Annotated in this window: 14 protein-coding genes and 2 riboswitches; of the genes, 3 read left to right on the plus strand and 11 right to left on the minus strand. The window is 64.0% G+C overall.

Translation table 11 applies throughout. The features are described 5' to 3' along the window. Positions 1-64: 64 nt before the first annotated feature. From DFO48_RS01635 to DFO48_RS01675, 9 genes are all read right to left on the minus strand, one after another. Positions 65-652 carry a VWA domain-containing protein gene (locus DFO48_RS01635; RefSeq protein ID WP_003079936.1) on the minus strand — a complete coding sequence of 196 codons (588 nt, stop codon included), beginning with the start codon at positions 650-652 and terminating at the stop codon, positions 65-67. Between the two features lie 77 nt (positions 653-729). Next, positions 730-1,932 (minus strand): ATP-binding protein, encoded by a 1,203-nt coding sequence (locus DFO48_RS01640; RefSeq protein WP_114862327.1) that lies wholly within the window; start codon positions 1,930-1,932, stop codon positions 730-732. After that, positions 1,929-5,753 (minus strand): cobaltochelatase subunit CobN, encoded by a 3,825-nt coding sequence (cobN, locus tag DFO48_RS01645; RefSeq protein WP_114862328.1) that lies wholly within the window; start codon positions 5,751-5,753, stop codon positions 1,929-1,931. The genes DFO48_RS01640 and cobN overlap by 4 nt, the downstream gene beginning before the upstream one ends. A gap of 62 nt (positions 5,754-5,815) precedes the next feature. Continuing rightward, positions 5,816-6,862, minus strand: a complete 1,047-nt coding sequence (cobW, locus tag DFO48_RS01650) for a cobalamin biosynthesis protein CobW (protein WP_114862329.1) — start codon at positions 6,860-6,862, stop codon at positions 5,816-5,818. A gap of 33 nt (positions 6,863-6,895) precedes the next feature. Beyond that, on the minus strand, positions 6,896-7,717 hold the full coding sequence (locus tag DFO48_RS01655; protein ID WP_114862330.1) for a (2Fe-2S) ferredoxin domain-containing protein: 822 nt from the start codon (positions 7,715-7,717) through the stop codon (positions 6,896-6,898). Beyond that, a complete protein-coding gene (locus DFO48_RS01660; protein ID WP_114862331.1) occupies positions 7,714-8,784 on the minus strand; it encodes an ABC transporter substrate-binding protein in 1,071 nt (356 codons plus the stop codon). Before DFO48_RS01660 ends, DFO48_RS01655 begins: the two co-directional genes overlap by 4 nt. Beyond that, complete coding sequence (locus tag DFO48_RS01665) at positions 8,784-10,808, minus strand: TonB-dependent siderophore receptor (RefSeq protein ID WP_233506274.1); 2,025 nt, start codon at positions 10,806-10,808, stop codon at positions 8,784-8,786. Before DFO48_RS01665 ends, DFO48_RS01660 begins: the two co-directional genes overlap by 1 nt. Positions 10,809-11,059: 251 nt before the next feature. After that, positions 11,060-11,318, minus strand: a riboswitch (cobalamin riboswitch). A gap of 49 nt (positions 11,319-11,367) precedes the next feature. After that, positions 11,368-12,165, minus strand: a complete 798-nt coding sequence (locus DFO48_RS01670) for an ABC transporter ATP-binding protein (protein ID WP_114862333.1) — start codon at positions 12,163-12,165, stop codon at positions 11,368-11,370. After that, on the minus strand, positions 12,162-13,226 hold the full coding sequence (locus DFO48_RS01675) for an iron ABC transporter permease (RefSeq protein ID WP_114862683.1): 1,065 nt from the start codon (positions 13,224-13,226) through the stop codon (positions 12,162-12,164). The genes DFO48_RS01670 and DFO48_RS01675 overlap by 4 nt, the downstream gene beginning before the upstream one ends. 236 nt (positions 13,227-13,462) lie before the next feature. Continuing rightward, a riboswitch (cobalamin riboswitch) is annotated at positions 13,463-13,707 on the minus strand. A gap of 313 nt (positions 13,708-14,020) precedes the next feature. Here DFO48_RS01675 and DFO48_RS01680 point away from each other — a divergent pair. Together DFO48_RS01680 and DFO48_RS01685 are read left to right on the plus strand one after the other, a co-directional pair. Further along, complete coding sequence (locus DFO48_RS01680; RefSeq protein ID WP_003062966.1) at positions 14,021-14,515, plus strand: DUF2721 domain-containing protein; 495 nt, start codon at positions 14,021-14,023, stop codon at positions 14,513-14,515. A gap of 14 nt (positions 14,516-14,529) precedes the next feature. After that, positions 14,530-14,859 carry a hypothetical protein gene (locus DFO48_RS01685; protein ID WP_114862334.1) on the plus strand — a complete coding sequence of 110 codons (330 nt, stop codon included), beginning with the start codon at positions 14,530-14,532 and terminating at the stop codon, positions 14,857-14,859. Position 14,860: 1 nt separating this feature from the next. Here the strand turns inward: DFO48_RS01685 and DFO48_RS01690 are convergent, their stop codons facing one another. After that, on the minus strand, positions 14,861-15,781 hold the full coding sequence (locus DFO48_RS01690) for an HTH-type transcriptional regulator ArgP (protein WP_114862335.1): 921 nt from the start codon (positions 15,779-15,781) through the stop codon (positions 14,861-14,863). Between the two features lie 91 nt (positions 15,782-15,872). Between DFO48_RS01690 and DFO48_RS01695 the strand changes: the two genes are divergently transcribed. Then, the gene (locus DFO48_RS01695) at positions 15,873-16,523 is read left to right on the plus strand and encodes a LysE/ArgO family amino acid transporter (RefSeq protein WP_003079911.1); all 651 of its coding nucleotides are present in this window, start codon (positions 15,873-15,875) and stop codon (positions 16,521-16,523) included. 58 nt (positions 16,524-16,581) lie between these two features. On the opposite strand, the gene DFO48_RS01700 is transcribed toward DFO48_RS01695, so the two are convergent. Next, positions 16,582-16,890: a hypothetical protein gene (locus DFO48_RS01700; protein WP_034369622.1), complete on the minus strand. Its 309-nt coding sequence runs from the start codon at positions 16,888-16,890 to the stop codon at positions 16,582-16,584. Positions 16,891-16,897: the final 7 nt, after the last annotated feature.

Here is a 16,897-nt window from a genome sequence, read left to right on the forward strand (position 1 = left end):
CTGTCAGGTGACTATCAAAATAGATAGCTATTAACGCTTTTCTGTTAAGCGATAGAGGTGGTTTTTAGTTGAATTTCAGCGGCAGTCGCAGAGTATCCGGCCAGGCCTTTGCCAGCCGCTCGGCGCCGCCAAACAGACGCCTGCTCTGGCCTGCAGCAGTTTCACAGTCCACCAGAATCTGCGCCAGGGCAGGTATGGGGCCGCGTTCCAGCTGCAGCACATCGGGGCTGCGGAAGTCGCTGATCAGCCACAGGCAGGACGGTTGCCGGGAGTATCTGGCCGCCATCTGCCAGCCTGACTCCAGGGCCTGGGCCAGCGGCGTGCCGCCACCGCCGCGCAGCGGCTCGATCAGGTCGGCATTCCAGCGTGGCGCCCGCGTGGGCTCCAGCAGCCAATGGAGCCGGCCTGCGCCGAAGCACAGCAGGGCCACGGATTCGCGCTGCTGATAAGCCCGGCGCAACCACTGCAGCAGCAGGCCCTTGGCCCGGGCGAACGCGCCGCTCTCCACCATGGAGGCCGAGCAGTCCAGCAGGAACAGGTGTTGCCTGCGCACCTCTCCTTCGGGCTGGTGCCAGCGCAGATGGGCGGGTGCCAGCGGCAGCCCCTGGCGCTGGTGCAGGGTGGCAGTCCAGTCAATCGATGCCCCTGGCATCTTGTGGACGCTGGATACGGCATGGCTGGCCAGAGTCAGACCTTGGTCGGCAGAGCCGACTTGCCCCCGGCCGGCGCTCAGCGCAGCAGACCGGAGGCCCGGGCTTTTTTTGCGGCCAGGGCCTCCAGGGCTGCCTGTGCCATGGCGTCGGCCTGTTGCGGTTCGAAGACGACGCTGCTCACGGCTTGAGCCTGACCCCAGCCGGCAGGCGGCTGTTCGAGGCCCGGGCCGGCGTCTGGAGGCAAGGAGCTGGTAGCGCCGGGCTCGCGGGAGGCCGTTGAAGGGGATGCTGATGCCTGGATATCAGGCTCTGTGAGGTCTTTGCTGTCCTTGCCGGATTGCGCTGCGGGCGCGGCTGGAGGTGTGCTGGCCGGTGCCTGTCGGGGTTGACTGGCGCTGCCGGGGTCTGGCTGGGCAGCGCGATGCTGCAGTACCAGTGGTGCGACTTCGGACACATGGGCTGGCGTGATGCTGTGACTGCCTTGCCAGGCTGCCAGCGCGCGTGCAGCGCGCAGCATGACCAGGTCGGCACGCAGTCCGTCCACCTGGGCGGCAATGCACTGCAGGGCCACGGCCTCGTGGACGGCATCGCTCCAGGCCAGTTCCGAGGCATTGCGGCAACGGCTGCGGGCCTGCGCCAGCCGCTGGCGGATCTCCTGCTGGCGGGCCGCATGGGATTGCACAAAGCCCTGGGGGTCCAGGTCAAAGCGCAGCCTGGCCTTGACGATGCTGCTGCGCAACTGCGGGTCATGGGCATTGTCCAATTGCACACAAAGGCCCAGGCGGTCCAGCAACTGCGGGCGCAGCATGCCTTCTTCGGGGTTCATGGTGCCGATCAGCACAAAGCGCGCGGCATGGCTGTGCGAGATCCCGTCGCGCTCTATGCGATTGATGCCGGAGGCTGCCACATCAAGCAGCACATCGACGATGGCATCGGGCAGCAGATTGATCTCATCGACATAGAGAACCCCTTCGTGCGCCTTGGCGATCAGGCCCGGCGCAAAAGCCACTTCATGGCCCGCCAGAGCTTTGGACAGGTCCAGGCTGCCGGTCACATGCTCGATGGAGGCACCTAGCGGCAGGGTGACGAAAGGTGCAGGTGCCAGCAGATCCGCCAGCGCACGTGCTGCCGTGGACTTTGCCGTGCCGCGCGGGCCCCGGATGAGCACGCCGCCCAGTTGTGGCTCGATTGCGGCCAGCAGCAGAGCCTGCACGAGGGCGGGCTGTCCCTGTATGGCAGAGAGAGGGAATACGGGTACCGGATCGTGGTTGGGGTTCATTGGGAAACCTGTCCTTCCATGAATTCTTCGTGCTCCAGCATCTGGGCCAGCAGGCTCTGGCGATGCTCGCCTGGCTGCTCCCACATGCCGCGGTCTATGGCTTCCAGCAGACGCGAGACAATATCGCCCAGCGCCTGTGGATTGTGCTGGCGCAGAAACTGGCGCACGCTCTCGTTTTCGACATAGGCCTGGGTGACCAGGGCGTAATGCTGGTCCGAGACCAGCGCGGTGGTGGCATCGAAGCCGAACAGATAGTCCACCGTGGCCGCCATCTCGAAGCCGCCCTTGTAGCCGTGGCGCATGGCGCCCGCAATCCATTTGGGATTGGTGACGCGGGCGCGCACCACGCGGCCGATCTCCTCGGCCAGGGAGCGAATCCTGGCAGACTGAGGATTGCCGTGGTCGCCATGATAGACGGCAGGGTCGCTGCCGCCCAGGTGCCGCACGGCCGCCACCATGCCGCCTTGATGCTGGTAGTACTCGCTGGAGTCCAGCAGGTCATGCTCGCGGCTGTCCTGATTCTGCAGCACCACGTCCAACGCCTGCAGACGCCGCTCCAGCGCGGCGCGGGCCGGCACGCCATCGGCCTGCTGGCCGTAGGCATAGGCCCCCCAGTGCAGGTAGTGGCGTGCAAAGTCACCTGCGTCGGTCCACTGGCCGCTACGCAGCATCTCGTGCATGCTGGCACCATAGCTGCCTGTGGGCGCTCCGAAGACGCGCCACAGGGCCTGTTCGCGGGCCGCGTCGGCGCTCAGGCCCTGGTCCATTGCGGTTTGCGTGTCACGCAGCATGCGGGCGCGGATAGGGTTGTCCTCGGCGTCCTCATCCAGCTCGGCCACGGCACGCACCGCGGCATCGAACATCTGCACCACGTTGGGAAAGGCATCGCGGAAAAAGCCGCTGATGCGCAGCGTCACGTCAACGCGCGGGCGACGCAGCCCGACGGCTGGAATGACTTCAAAGTCGGTCACGCGCTGGCTGCCGGCCGCCCATTTGGGGCGCACCCCGATCAGGGCAAAGGCCTGGGCGATATCGTCACCGCCGGTACGCATGGTGGCTGTTCCCCAGACGGAAAGACCGATGGCCTGTGGATATTCGCCATGCTCTTGCAGATATCGCTCCAGCAGGCGCTGCGCGGACTGCTGCCCCAGCGCCCAGGCGGTCTGGGTGGGGATGGCACGGGTGTCCACAGTGTAGAAATTGCGACCCGTGGGCAAGGTGTCACAGCGCCCGCGCGAGGGCGAGCCGCTGGGGCCCGGCGGAACAAAGCATCCTTGCAGTGCGCGCGAGAACTGCAGCAGCTCCTGGGGGCCGCAGGCGTCCAGTGAAGGTGCAATCTGCTGCTCTATGCGCGTCAGCACTTGTAGTGTGTGCGGCCAGTCGCGGGCCAGCTCGGGCCGGGCAATGACCTGCAGGGCCAGCAGCTCGAGCCGCTCGCGCGTGTCGCCGCCATGGCGCCAGGCACCGGCATCCTGCTGCTGCAGCGCGGCCGGGCGCAGGCCGTTCCAGGGCGCGGCGGCATCCATGTCCAGCGGGTTCCAGTCCATGGCCGGCAGCAGGTCGGCGACCAGTGCGTTGAGCAGGCCCTGCTCGTCGCCACCACCGCCCGGATAGCGCGCCAGAGAGAGCAGGGTCGATTCACGCTGCTGGCCCTGGGGTGAGCTGCCGAAGATATGCAGGCCATCGCGGATCTGGGTTTCCTTGAGTTCGCACAGATAGGCATCGATGCGTTCCAGCAGCTGCTCGTCGGCATCGGGCTGCGCGCTCGCCGTTTCGAGGCCAAGTTCGCGCAGCAGATCCTGCTGTCTGGCGCAGTCCAGAATCTGCTTGCGCAGCATCCCGGAGCGGCGCAGATCGACCAGCAGGGCTTCGTAGTATTCGTCCACCAGACGTTCCAGCTCCTGCATGGGGCCGTGGTTTTCGGCGCGCATGAGCGGCGGCATCAGATGGTCGATGATGACGGCCTGGCTGCGGCGCTTGGCCTGAGCCCCTTCGCCCGGGTCGTTGACGATGAAGGGATAGACATGCGGCAGCGGGCCTAGGATGGCATCGGGCCAGCATTGCTGCGAAAGCGCCAGGCTCTTGCCCGGCAGCCATTCCAGATTGCCGTGCTTGCCCACATGGACCATGGCGTCCACGCCGAACACATCGCGCAGCCAGAAGTAGAACGCCAGATAGTGATGGGGCGGCACCAACTCGGCGTCGTGGTAACTCGCGTAGTCATTGCGTCCATCGAGAGAACGTGCGGGCTGTATGCCGACAAAGACATGACCCAGCTGCAGGCCCGCAATCATGAACCAGCCATCGCGCAGCATGGGGTCCTGTTCGGGCGCACCCCAGCGCTCGGCTATGGCCTGGGCCATATCGCCGGGCAGCTTTGCCAGGCGCTGTTGATAGGCCTGAAGCGAATAGCCCTGGCTTGCAGGGCGCAGTGGCCATTTTTTTGGGTCATTGGCAATGCCTTGCTGCAGCAGGCCCATCAGAGCCAGACCGGAGTCGGGCCGCGCAGCAGAATCGCCCAGTTGCCAGCCGTCACTTGCCAGCTGATCCAACAGCGCGATCACGGATTCCGGCGTATCGAGGCCCACGCCGCTGCCCATGCGTGCCTCGCTGCCCGGGTAGTTGGCCAGTATCAGCGCGGCTTTCTTCTGCGCCGCTGGCTTGCTGCGCAGCTGACACCAACGCCAGGCCAGCTCGGCAATCCAGGCGACGCGGTCGGGCTCGGCCTGGTAGCTGATCACATCGGTCTGCGTCAGCTCGCAGCGATGGGCCAGGCCCTTGAAGCTCATGGCGCGCGTCATGATGCGGCCGTCCATCTCGGGCAGCACCACCTGCATGGCAATGTCGCGCGGGCGCAGGCCCTGGCTGTCAGCCAGCCAGTCTTCGCGGTTGCTTCCGCTGGCAATCACTTGCAGCACCGGAATGTCGCCGGCCAGCGCATCGGCCGCTTCGCCTGTGCGCGCATGTTCTCCGAGGGCAGCAAACGCCGTGGTGTTGAGAATGATCTGCACCTGGTGCGCAATGCACAGGGAGCGCAGCGTCTGCAGGCACAGCCCGTCCTTGAGCGACTCCAGGGCCAGCGGCAGCGGGTTCAGGCCGCGTGCGAGCAGGGCGTCGGCCATGGCATCAAAGGCCTCGGTATTGGCCGCCAGCAGATGCGAGCGGTAGAACACCAGCATCGCCACGGGGGCTCCGGGCTGCCAGCGCGCCTGCAGATCGTCCAGGCCCGGAAGATGCCCGGCATCGTCTGCCAGCCAGCTTTGTGGCACATGAACGGCCACGGGGGGCAGCACCCGCACGGGCGCGCCCTCGCAGCCCTGGTTCAGGCCCCAGGCTGCCGCCATGCGCAGGAACTCGCGGGCATTGCCAAGGCCGCCGGCGCGCAGATATTGCCACAGCGCACGGCTTTGCTCGGGCTCAAGCGTGCCCTTGGCCAGCAGTTCGGGATCCTCCTGGTTGTCGCCAGAGAACATGGCCAGCTTCTGGCCCTTGCGGCGCGCCAGCTTTTGCAGCTGCTCGATGCCGTAGGGCCAGGTGGACTCGGCTCCCAGATGGTCGACGATGACCAGCCTGGCATGCTGCAGCACCTCGTCGATATACAGATCGAGCGAGGCGCTCTGGCGCAGATGCAGCAGATTGGCGAGCCGCAGCGTGGGGGCATCGGTTTCGGCTTGCTGCCACATCCGGTAGGCATCGGCCAGCAGCGACAGCGTGGTGTCGGCAGAGCTGAGCACCACCATGTCGGCAGGCGTCTGGTCCAGACGGGTGATGATGCTGTCGTCTTCGACAAAGCCGCCGGGGCGGGAGCTGAGCAGGTGCATGATTCAAAAAGATAGCTTTATTCGCTTGCCAGTAAAGCGATTGAGGCTGATTTTGCTTGGATTTATGCCTGTGCGCCCAGCAAGGCCTGGCGCAGCGCGGCGGCGTCCAGCTGCTTGCCGATGAACACCAGGCGCGTGGCTGCAGCTTCGCCCTCAGCCCAGGCACGGTCGAAATAGGCATCGAAGCGGCGGCCCACGCCTTGCACCAGCAGACGCATCTTCTTGCCCGGCAGCGCGGCAAAGCCCTTGACGCGCAGCACGCCATGCTGCTCCACGATGGACTGCAGAGCCAGCATCAGGCGCTCACGGTCCACGGCACCCAGGTCCAGGTGCAGGGAGTCGAAGGCATCGTGGTCATGGTCTTCGTCATGGTCGTGGTGGCTGTGCTTGTCGTCGATCGACAGCTCGGCGGCGCGATGCTGGCCCAGCAGCACGTGCAGGGGCACCTGGCCCTGCACGGCTTCGATCATCTTCACGCTGGCAGGCACCTCTTCGGCCACCAGGGCACGTACCTGGCCGAGTTGTTCGGCCGTGACCAGATCAGCCTTGGACAGCACCACCAGATCGGCGGCCGAGAGTTGGTCTTCGAACAGCTCATGCAGGCTGGCGTCATGGTCGAGATTGGGATCGGCCTGACGCTGTTCATCGACGGCATGGGGATCATGGGCGAACTGGCCGGCGGCCGCAGCGGGCGTGTCGACTACGGTGACCACGGAATCGACGGTGAAGACGTTGGCAATGTCAGGCCACTGGAAGGCCTGGACCAGGGGCTTGGGCAGGGCCAGACCACTGGTTTCGATCAGCAGCACATCGATGTCGGCGCGGCGCTCGGCCAGGGCCTTCATGACGGGGAAGAACTCTTCTTGCACGGTGCAGCACATGCAGCCGTTGGCCAGCTCGTAGATCTGGCCGTCGGCACCACCTTCTTCCTTGCAGCCTATGGCACAGGTCTTGAGAATTTCGCCGTCAATGCCCAGTTCGCCGAACTCGTTGACGATGACCGCCACGCGCAGCCCCTTGGCCTGCTCGAGGATATGGCGCATCAGCGTGGTCTTGCCGCTGCCTAGAAAGCCGGTGACGATGGTGGCGGGGATCTTGGTGGTTTGCATGGATCTATCTCCGGTAGAGGAAAGCAATAGAAATCAGGAGCGTTCGAGGACAGCCGGTCCGTGGACATGGCATTGCGGGTTGACGCGCGCATCAAGCACATGGCCTGTGAGCGTGGACGCCAGATTGTCGGCATCCATGGGGCCGTACCAGACACCGTCGGGGTAGACGATCATCAACGGGCCACGGTTGCAGGGGTACTGGCAGCCGGTCTGCAGCGGCTGCAGCCGGTTTTTCAGTCCCGGGGTTTCACGTATCGTTCGCGTCAGTGTGGGCCATAGCTGCAGCGCTCCCTTGGCCGCGCAGCGCGGGCCCACGCACCACAGCACATGCTGGCGGTGCTCGGGCACTAGCGACCAGCCCTTGGGGTCATGCTCCCATGGATCGTCGCCCAGCACCTCGGGCACATCGGGCTGGCGCAGTGCCTCTTCCACGGACCGGGCCAGCAACTCGGTCAGTTCGGGGAGCTGCAGCAGTGGTTGACCAAATACCAGACGCGGAGAGGGCTGTGAGGGATCACGTGCTGCACGCCAGCGCATGATGAGCTTGTGCAGCCAGCGGCGCAGCGAGGCTTCGTCAGGCACCATCATGGGCAGGATCAGAATGCTGCGGGCTTTGGCACACAGGTCCAGCGCCTCGCCCAGCGTGGGCTGGGCGCGGTCCACATACGCCGTGGTCACCTGCTGCACAGGCTGGCCTGAGGCCCTCATGGCGGCCTCCAGCCGCGCGGCCAGATCGCTGAGCTCCGTCAGGCCTGCGGTATAGGCGCCGCCCCGGCTGAGCAGGATGATGGCCAGCGAAGGCGCTGTGGCCTGCTTGAGGTCGGCGGGTTGGGAGGTGGGGAGATGCTTGTTCACGGCAGCTCTCCTGCAGAAAACTCCACGCTCTGGACGCTGATCTTGCGCTCGGGGTGCAAGGCGGCTGCCAGGCGCTGTGCGGCTTCGATATTGCGCGGGCCGGGTGTGGCTTCGGCATAGCTCATCACGAAGAACCGGCGATTGCGAATGGCGGAAACCGCCTCAAGTTCCTTTTTTTGCAGCAGGAAGTCGATCTTGCCCTGAGCATCGGGCTGGCCGTAGTCAATGATCACGATCCACTCGGGGTCGCGCTCGATCACGTCTTCCCAGTTGCCGCGCTGCCAGTTCTGGCTCAGGTCTGCAAAGATATTGCTGGCACCGGCTTCGTCCAGCATGGCCTGCGGCATGCCGAAGTGGCCGACGGTGACGGGAATCTCCTGGCCGCTGTCGTATACAAAGACGCGCGGCAGCGTGCGATTGCCTTGCATCTGCTGGTGCAACTGGGCCTGGGAGGCCCGCAGTTTGTCTATGCGTGGCAGGGTCTGCGGGAGGACGCCAAAGATGCGGCTGATGTTCTCCATGTCCAGCAATGCATCGTCCAGTGCGATGCGCTCGCGCTTTTGCACGCGGATGCAGGATTCGGACAGCACATAGGAGGCGATGCCGTGGCTGGCCAGGCGCTCCGGGGTCACGCCACCTTGGCGAAAGCCATAGCTCCAGCCGCCAAAGACAAAGTCGGCTTCGGCGCCCAGCAATACCTCCAGGTTCATGCCCTGGGATGAAAGATCGGGCAGACGCTGCAGCCAGGGCTTGAGCTGGGGGCTGATCTCCTTGCTGGAAGGGATGCCCGAGTAGCCGACCAGGTGCCGGCCCAGACCGAGATAGAGAAAGCTCTCGGTGATGTTGACGTCATGGGTGACGGCGCGCTGGGGAACCTTGTCGTAGCGCACGGTCTGCCCGCACACCGGCAACTCCAGCGCTGGCTGATGCTGGCGCATCGGCACCGCAACCGCCTGCGGCTCGGGTGCTTTGCCGCAACCGGCCAGCAGCAGCGATGCTGCCAGCAGCGCCGAGGCGCAGGGTCGATTCAAGCCAATAGCTTGCATGACAGCAGGCCTGGGCAGCATCAGAAACGCATCAGCGCGGACAGTTCCACGCTGCGCCCGCGTCCCAGCAGCCACTGGTTGCCGCTATAGGCATAGGTGGCATAGAGACGGTTGGTCAGGTTGCGGCCCACCAGGCGCAGCGTGGTGCGCGGGTTCATATCCCAGCTCAGCACGGCGTCGGTCACCACATAGGAAGGCATGCGAACGGTGTTAGCGTTGTCACCAAAACGGTCACCCACATAGCGCATGCCCAGCGATGCCTGCCAGGGGCCGGTGCGGTAGTGACCCCAGAGGTTGGCAGTCACGCGCGGCACGTTGCTGGGGCGGTTGCCTGCACGGTCCACGCCTTTGCTGCCTTCGAGCAAACGGTCGAACTTCGCATCCACATAGGCAATATTGCCTTCGAAGCGCAGCGCCTTGCTGGCATGGATGAGGCCGGTCAGTTCAATCCCCTTGGACGACTGCTTGCCGCCCTGGACCGACAGTGCCGGACGATCGGGGTCGCGGGTGATGATGTCGTCCTTGACGATGCGATAGGCCGCCACGGTCCATTCGCCACGCCCATCGGCCAGTTGCTGCTTGTAGCCGACCTCGATCTGGCGGCCCTGGCTGAGGCTGAAGCCCGATTGCGACTGGGCAATCGACAGCAGGCTGGTGACGGGGTCATGGCCGGTGCTGGTCTGTACATAGGCGCTGCTGAGTGCATCGAACTTGTGGGTCAGGCCCAGGCGCCAGGAGGTGCCGTTCAGCGGCTTGTCAAAGCCAGAGCCATCCTGAATATTGTTGCGTGAGAAGGCATACCAGTCGCGGCGCATGCCGGCCATCAGCAGCCATTGCTCGCTGATCTTCCAAGCATCTTCGAGATACAGCGCATTTTGGCGGATGCTGGAGTTCATGCGCGGCAGATAGGCATCGGGGCTGTCCCAATAGCCGTGCTGCGGGTTGAAGGCCGAAACCGTGGACTGACCGGTGTAAGGCGAGTTGCTGGTACTGGTGAACTGGGCGTTCGAGATGTCCCAGCCCATGGCGATCTGGTGGTTGGCTGCCTTGAGGTCCAGCCCCATGCGATTGCCCGTCTGCTGCACATCGTGGCCGATTTCCAGATAGTCGGATCGGCCCACCTGGCCGGTGGCCGGCTGGTAGTTGTAGGCCTCGATATTCTTCCAGTGGCGATCGGACTTGAAGTGATAGAGCTCGTTGCGCACCGTCAGCGCGTCGCTGGAACGCCACTGGGCCTTGGCACGGAAGCGCTGGTCCTTGAACTGGTCGATGGCATCGAGCACGTTGTAGTTTTTGTTGCGCAGTTCCTTGACGATCTGCCCGCCGACCACGGGCGAGCCGAAATAGCGCTCGGGCTTTTGCTGGCTGATGTCGGCGCTCAGGTCCACGGTCAGATCGCTGCGTGGTGTCCAGCGCAGTGCGCTCATCAGCTTGCCGCTGCTGGCCTTGCCCAGTTCGCGCTCGCCGTCGGTGCGGTCGCCATAGGCATCGAGCCGGTAGCTCAGGGTCTCGCCCAATGCGCCACTGGCCCCGATGCCGGCGTAGGCCCTGCCGTGGCTGCCTGCTCCCAGCAGCACTTCGGTGGAGTGTTCGCGGCTGGGCTGCTTGCGGATGGCGTTCATGGTGGCACCTGTGGTGCCGCTGCCATACATCAGCGATGCGGGGCCGCGCAGCACCTCGATGCGCTCATAGCCCCAGCTGTCGCCCGGATAGTTGACGGTGCCCGAGGCCACGCCCAGCATGATGCCGTCCTCGGCAATGCCGATGGAGTTCACGCCATTGAAGCCGCGGCTTGAAAAAGAGAGCCCCCCATTGCCGGGGGCGCCCGATGTGCTCAGGCCCACGGTGCGGGTGACAGCGTCGGCCACGCTGTAATCAGCGCGCTCTTCGATCTGCAGCGAAGACACGCCGCTGACGCTGGCCGGGAGGTCCAGCACGGGTACGTTCACATGGGAGGCCGTGGTTGACGGCTGGCTGGTCTGCAACTCATGCGAGGGCAGGCGGTTTTCCCGCACCGTGACTTCGGGCAGGGACTGCTGGGCCATGCCGACGGCGGGGCAGAGCAGAAGCAGCTTGATTGCGGTGCTGCCTAAATGGCGCAGCTGAGGCTTGGAGTTGAGGGCGGAATGAAGAGCAGCAGAGGTTTGTGGATGAGAGCACATATCACGAGGCCGAAACTGCCTGAAGGGATAGCTGTGCCGCAGACAGGTCCGCCTTTTTCAGGCATGACGCAATCCACTTTCTGGCCGCTATCCGCACCCCGCAGACAGTTTTCGTAAAGACCGCCCCGAGGGGCGGAGTTGAGTCATCGGCAGGCCGGTCTCCGGGCTCACAGGCAATTCATTGCTGAATTCACGACTCGCCTTCCCGAAAGATGCAGACCGTCGCGATGCGAGGGGCCGGATCATGTCCAGTGGCTGCAAGCGTTGATGCGCTCGCATGAGTGTGTTGACCTGTTTACCGTTGCGGGGGCAGCCAAGGCTTCCTGAGCTTGCGATCAGACCTTGTTCCCGTTTCACTCGCTTCAAGCGAGCACCTTCCGAAACGAAGCGCCATCAAGGCGCCGCGAGAGTTTATCAGTCCCCGGGCGAAACGCAGAGGGATTTAGAGCAACTCGTCCGGCATGAACTCGATCAGCGGTCTGCCGCTGCGCTCGCTCAGGCGTACCTGGGCACGCACGCCGTAGACTTCGGCGATGGTCTGCGCGGTCAGCACCTGGGCCGGTGTGCCCTGTGCCACCAGTTCTCCTGCCTTGAGCAGGTACAAGCGGTCGCAGTAATGGGCAGCCAGTGGCAGCTCGTGCAGCGCGGCCAGCGTGGTCAGGCCCAGACTGCGGATCAGGTTCATCAGCTCGAACTGGTGGCGTACGTCCAGGTGGTTGGTGGGCTCGTCCAACACCAGCAGCCTGGTCTGCTGGGCCAATGCCCTTGCCATGAGCACGCGCTGCTTCTCGCCCCCTGACAGGGTCGAAAACATGCGCTGCGCCAGCGACTGGGCCTGGACCTGGACCAGGGACTGGGCGACGATGTGGAAGTCCTGCTCGCTGTCCCGGGCGAAAGAACTCTGGTGCGGCGTGCGCCCCATGAGCACCACATCGCACACGCGCAGATCGAACTCGCTGGCGTTTTCCTGGGTCAGTACCGCCATGGAGCGGGCATTGTCGCGAGCGCTGCGCTGCCAGACGTCCTGTCCATCTATGCAGACCGCACCACTGGCAGGCCTGAGCATGCGGTAGATCATGCGCAGCAAGGTGGACTTGCCGCTGCCGTTGGGGCCGAGCAAACCGACCAGTTCGCCATGCCGGATATGCAGGCTGATGTCCTTGACTATGAATGCGGCCGCCGTCTGCCAATGCAGGTGGCTGGCCTCCAGCAGGAAGGATGAGCTGGGTGCGGAACTCACGGATTGCCCTTTTCCCGCACGCTCTTGCGGCACAGCATCCAGACAAAGAAGGGGCCGCCCAGCAGCGAGGTGATGACACCCACAGGTACCTCGGCGGGGGCAAAGCTGATGCGCGAGAACACATCGACCCAAATCAGAAAGATGGCACCTGTGAGCGCGGCCACGGGCAGCACGCGCCGGTGCTCGGAGCCGACCAGCATGCGCGCGACATGGGGCACGATGAGGCCGACAAAGCCTATCGGACCCGTCAGAGCCACCAGCACGCCTGTCACCATCGAGACCAGAACGAATAGCCAGCGCCTGGTGCGGGTGGTGTCCACCCCGAGCGTGGCGGCGGTCTCTTCGCCTGCCAGCAGCGCATTGAGTGAGCGGGCCTGCGCCAGCAGCAGGACCACGCCAGCCGCCAGCAGGGCGGCCGGCAGGCCCAGCTCCTGCCAGCGGGTTCCGGCCAGGCTGCCCAGGGTCCAGGTCAGCACGGAGTTGGCCAGCTCGCGCTGATCGGCCGTCAGCACAATCAGACTGGTGACACCACCCAGGCAGTAGGCAATGGCCACGCCGCCCAGAATGAGTCGCGATGCCTGCAATCGTCCATTGGCATGGGCCAGGAAGTACACGGCCACACAGGCCAGCAGCGCACCGCTGAAAGCTCCCAGCGGCAAGGCCAGCTCGCCCGCAAATGCCAGTGCACCGAAGGCCAGCACGCTCACGGCCCCGACCGACGCACCGGATGAAACGCCCAGCAGATAGGGGTCAGCCAGCGGATTGCGCACCATGGCCTGCATGGCCACGCCCACCAACGCAAGGCCTGCGCCGGTCAGGGCAGCCAGCAATACGCGCGGCAGGCGCACGCGCCAGACAATCTGGTATTGGGCGCTGCTCCAGCTGCCTGAAGGCCAGTCCAGGCCCAGGCGCTGACCCAGCTCATAAGCCGTGATCTGCCAGGCTTGCCCGGGGGCGATCCGTACCGGCCCCAAGGTGATGGCTAGAGTCAGAGACAGCAGCAGCACTGCCGTCAACATGGCCAGCCATAGCTTCAGCTGATGGCGTTGCTGGACGAACATCTGTGCCAACGGCTGGGTCATGGCTGCAGCAGGGCGGTGGCCCGGGTGGGCATGGCGCCAGCGGGCCCGAGGCGCGAGGCAAAAGCCTGTGCAAGGTGTCTCATTGTCATTAGCCAGGGCAGACAGTCTGCATGCTGGTGACGAGATCGGGCGGAGGGCGGGCCTCGCAGCCTGTTGCCGTCACGCTGCTCCCCGCAGACGTTCGTTGCACATGCCGACTGCCGGAACTGGGTCCGGACGGTCAGCGCTCAACAGGCCGGTATCCGGGCTGGCAGATTGCGCGAGGCATGTTACTTCGCCTTCCCGGCGCTGCCGCGCACCTCGTCGAAGAGGCCACGTAGAACACCAGTGACAGGCTCCTGCAAGCGCAAAAGCCATGAAGTGGTTTGATCTGCTTACCGTTGCGGGGGCAGCCAAGGCTTTGAACCTTGTTCCCGTTTAACCCGATGAAGCACCGGGCACCTGTCGCATGGAGAAAAAGCCTGCGGCACGGCCGTGCCGAGACTTGTTTCAACGAAAAATTATATAGCAGCGCATCCAGACATCGTCTGGGAGATCAGGGCGATTCCTTTGGGGCAACGAGGCACGGCACAAGGTAGGCATCGCGTTCAGCGAGGCGCTGGTGCAAGTTCAGGCACTGTGGCGGCGCTGCCCGTGATCGATATCCGATGTCCAAAAAGGCTCCAGCCGCCTGAAATGTAGGTGGCGGCTATTTTTGAGTGGCCACAGTCAAAACTGAGCTGACATTTGTGCACAAAATAGAGGCTGAGAAAGCCCCCGATTCTGAGGACACCATGAGCATTTGGTCCATCGACGCACAGACCGTCACCCACAGCATTCAGCTCGCTGTCGCGCCGGTTTTTTTTCTGACTGCCGTGGCCGGCATGATTGGCTCCGTTGCGGGGCGGCTGGCGCGCATCATTGACCGGGCTCGCAAGCTGGAGGAAAGCCTGCGCACCCTGGACGATCACGATCTGATCGCCCGCCACCTCAAGGAGCTGCATTTTCTGCGCGAGCGCGGGCGGCTGGCCAACGTATCCATCGCGCTGCTGACACTGTGCGGCATGTGCATAGGGCTGACCATCGTGCTGCTGTTTGTGGGCCAGGCCTACGGCGTCAGCGGCCACGGCTATGCCGTTTTCAGCTTCCTGCTGGGGGTGCTGGCCTTTGTGCTGGCGCTGTGCTGCTTCCTCTGGGAGACCATCATGGCGACACGCATTCTGGACTTTCATATGCTCACCCAGGCCAGGGCGGCCGTTCGCCATGTGGAGTCCGAGCATCGCCCCTGATTGCGCTGCGAGACATGTTTTTCCTGCCTCTGATCCTGGTGCCCATCGTCTTTCTGATGGCACTTGCTCGCCTCTATCAGATTCCCGTGCAGCTGCGCTCGGGGCGGTTGCGGCTGGTCGAGCGCGGCAGGCTGGGCTTGCGCCTGGCCACCTTGCTGGCCTATGCCGGTCTGCTGACGGGTAGCGGGGCATTGCTCGCGGTCTTGGTGTATGCGAGCTTTTTCGCGCCACAGCGCTGGTCGGCCTATCTGCACCTGGCTCCTTATCTGGCGCTTTATCCCTTGCTGTATCTGGCTGCCGCATGGGTGTCCTATTACGGCCTGAAAAAGTCTGCTGCCGCCTGAGCTAGTCCTGCATGGGCTCCAGCCAGGCGGCCGCGGCATGGATGATGCAGTCGGTCAGTCGCTGCAGGCTGGTCTGGGCATTGCGGGTGTGGGCCCAGTACATGGGGATGTGGAGATCTCTGCCCGGAAGCAGTTCCATCAAATCGCCACTGGCCAGCTGCGGAGTGATCAGCTGGGCCGGGTGCATGCCCCAGCCCATGCCCAGTTCCACGGCACGGGTGTAGCCCTGGTTGGAGGGCAGAAAGTGACGTGCATTGTTGCGTCGTCCGTCCAGCCCCAGGCCGTGCAGCCATTGGTCCTGCAGGCTGTCCTTGCGCCCGTAGTACATCATTGGCGCCTTGGCCAGCATCTGGGCCAACTCCCGGTCTGATTCGGCTTGGCCCAGGTGGCGCTGCACAAACTCAGGGCTGGCCACGGCGATATAGCGCATGCGGCCCAGCGGCCAGGTGTTGCACCCTGCAATCGCCGAACCCGTGGCCGTGACCGCGGCCATGACTTCGCCTTCCTTGATGCGTTTGGCCGTGTGGTCCTGGTCGTCAATGCTGATGTCCAGCAATTCGTTGCCGTCCTGCGTGAAGGTCGCCATGGCATCCATGAACCAGGTCGACAGGGAGTCGGCATTGACTGCAAGCTTCAACGTGGGCAGGGCGGTCTGTCCTTCCGGGATCAGCTCGGGGTTCTTGCGTCGCAAATCGTTTTCCAGCAGCGCTACCTGCTCCACATGCAGGCACAGGCGCCGGCCAGCCTCCGTGCCGGTGCAGGGCGTGCCGCGCAGCACCAGTACCTGCCCCACGCGTTCCTCGAGCAGCTTGATGCGCTGGGAGATGGCGGAGGGTGTGACATGCAGCTTGCGCGCTGCACGCTCGAAGCTTCCCTCACGCAATACGGCGGCAAGCGCTTCCAGTCCCGCATAGTCAAACATTAGAAATTCTTCATTGAATTGAGTAAATGTAATTTTACTTAATTGCTGCGCAGAGCAAGAATCCGGGCCGGTTTGGAGGAGTCAGCTGCTCATGGACATGACAACTAATTTTTATTCCGCCTGGATTGCAGGCTTTACAGTGTGCGCTTCGCTCATCGTTTCCATAGGTGCCCAGAACCTGTATGTGCTGCGTCAGGCAGTGCAGGGCGAACATGTGAAGGCCTGCGTGGCTCTGTGTGTGCTCAGCGACGGGCTGCTGGTTGCGCTGGGGGTGGCCGGCATGGCGCAGATGCTGGCCAGGTATCCGGCATTGGCCCAGTATCTGACGCTGGGCGGAGCCGCATTCTTGCTGGCCTATGGCCTTTTCGCCTTGCGGCGCATGTGGCTGGCGCCGGATGCGGCCATGGAGGCTGGCGAGCGCAGGGCGGCACCACGCGGAATGATGAGCGTGCTGGCTGCGCTGGCAGCCATCACTTTGCTCAATCCTCATGTGTACCTGGATACGGTGTTGCTGATGGGCTCGATTGGCGCTCAGCAGGAGGGTGCAGGCCGCTGGTCCTATGTGATTGGGGCAGCCTCGGCCAGCTGCCTCTGGTTTGTGCTGCTGGCGATGGCGGGGCGCCGTCTCAAGCACCTGTTTGCGAACCCCGGTGCCTGGCGCGTCATGGATGGCATCACTGGTGTGATGATGCTGTGTCTGGCCTGGTGGGTGGCGAGCAGCGCATTGGGAATGGAAATTTGAGTCTCAAGTTGCGCCAGCGCCATTCATTGCAGGCTCTTTCACACTCCTGCATTGGGTTTCAAGCCTCTGCGGCTTGTTCCCACAGGCCTACGGCCTCGATGAGGTTCCAGCTATTGCATTCAATGCGATAGTGGCCTGTGGCTCCGGTCTTCTGGCTCTGGCCCTCGATCACCACAATATGCTTGCCGTGACGCTGGGCTTCGGAGAGCGGGCGGATCTTGTCGTAGTTGTGCCTCTCGGCAATATCGCCACGAAAGGCAATCGTCACTTGCTCGCGCCGGGGGAAGTAGTCCTTGGCATATTTGTCCAGAGTGCGATCGGCAACCAGCGTGGCCATATCGGGCGAGGTAGCGGAAGAAGCGTTCATCGTGTTT

The sequence above is a fragment of the Comamonas sp. AG1104 genome (genome assembly GCF_003350425.1).
In the GTDB taxonomy this organism is placed as follows: domain Bacteria; phylum Pseudomonadota; class Gammaproteobacteria; order Burkholderiales; family Burkholderiaceae_C; genus Comamonas; species Comamonas testosteroni.

Excerpts from the sequence above, each read along its gene's own strand:
- DFO48_RS01690 (WP_114862335.1), bottom strand. The coding sequence starts at position 15,781 with ATGTTTGACTATGCGGGACTGGAAGCGCTTGCCGCCGTATTGCGTGAG.
- DFO48_RS01695 (WP_003079911.1), top strand. The coding sequence starts at position 15,873 with ATGGACATGACAACTAATTTTTATTCCGCCTGGATTGCAGGCTTTACA.
- cobW (WP_114862329.1), bottom strand. The coding sequence starts at position 6,862 with ATGCAAACCACCAAGATCCCCGCCACCATCGTCACCGGCTTTCTAGGC.
- DFO48_RS01685 (WP_114862334.1), top strand. The coding sequence starts at position 14,530 with ATGTTTTTCCTGCCTCTGATCCTGGTGCCCATCGTCTTTCTGATGGCA.
- DFO48_RS01640 (WP_114862327.1), bottom strand. The coding sequence starts at position 1,932 with ATGAACCCCAACCACGATCCGGTACCCGTATTCCCTCTCTCTGCCATA.
- DFO48_RS01675 (WP_114862683.1), bottom strand. The coding sequence starts at position 13,226 with ATGTTCGTCCAGCAACGCCATCAGCTGAAGCTATGGCTGGCCATGTTG.
- DFO48_RS01680 (WP_003062966.1), top strand. The coding sequence starts at position 14,021 with ATGAGCATTTGGTCCATCGACGCACAGACCGTCACCCACAGCATTCAG.
- cobN (WP_114862328.1), bottom strand. The coding sequence starts at position 5,753 with ATGCACCTGCTCAGCTCCCGCCCCGGCGGCTTTGTCGAAGACGACAGC.
- DFO48_RS01635 (WP_003079936.1), bottom strand. The coding sequence starts at position 652 with ATGCCAGGGGCATCGATTGACTGGACTGCCACCCTGCACCAGCGCCAG.
- DFO48_RS01660 (WP_114862331.1), bottom strand. The coding sequence starts at position 8,784 with ATGCTGCCCAGGCCTGCTGTCATGCAAGCTATTGGCTTGAATCGACCC.
- DFO48_RS01700 (WP_034369622.1), bottom strand. The coding sequence starts at position 16,890 with ATGAACGCTTCTTCCGCTACCTCGCCCGATATGGCCACGCTGGTTGCC.
- DFO48_RS01665 (WP_233506274.1), bottom strand. The coding sequence starts at position 10,808 with ATGGCCCAGCAGTCCCTGCCCGAAGTCACGGTGCGGGAAAACCGCCTG.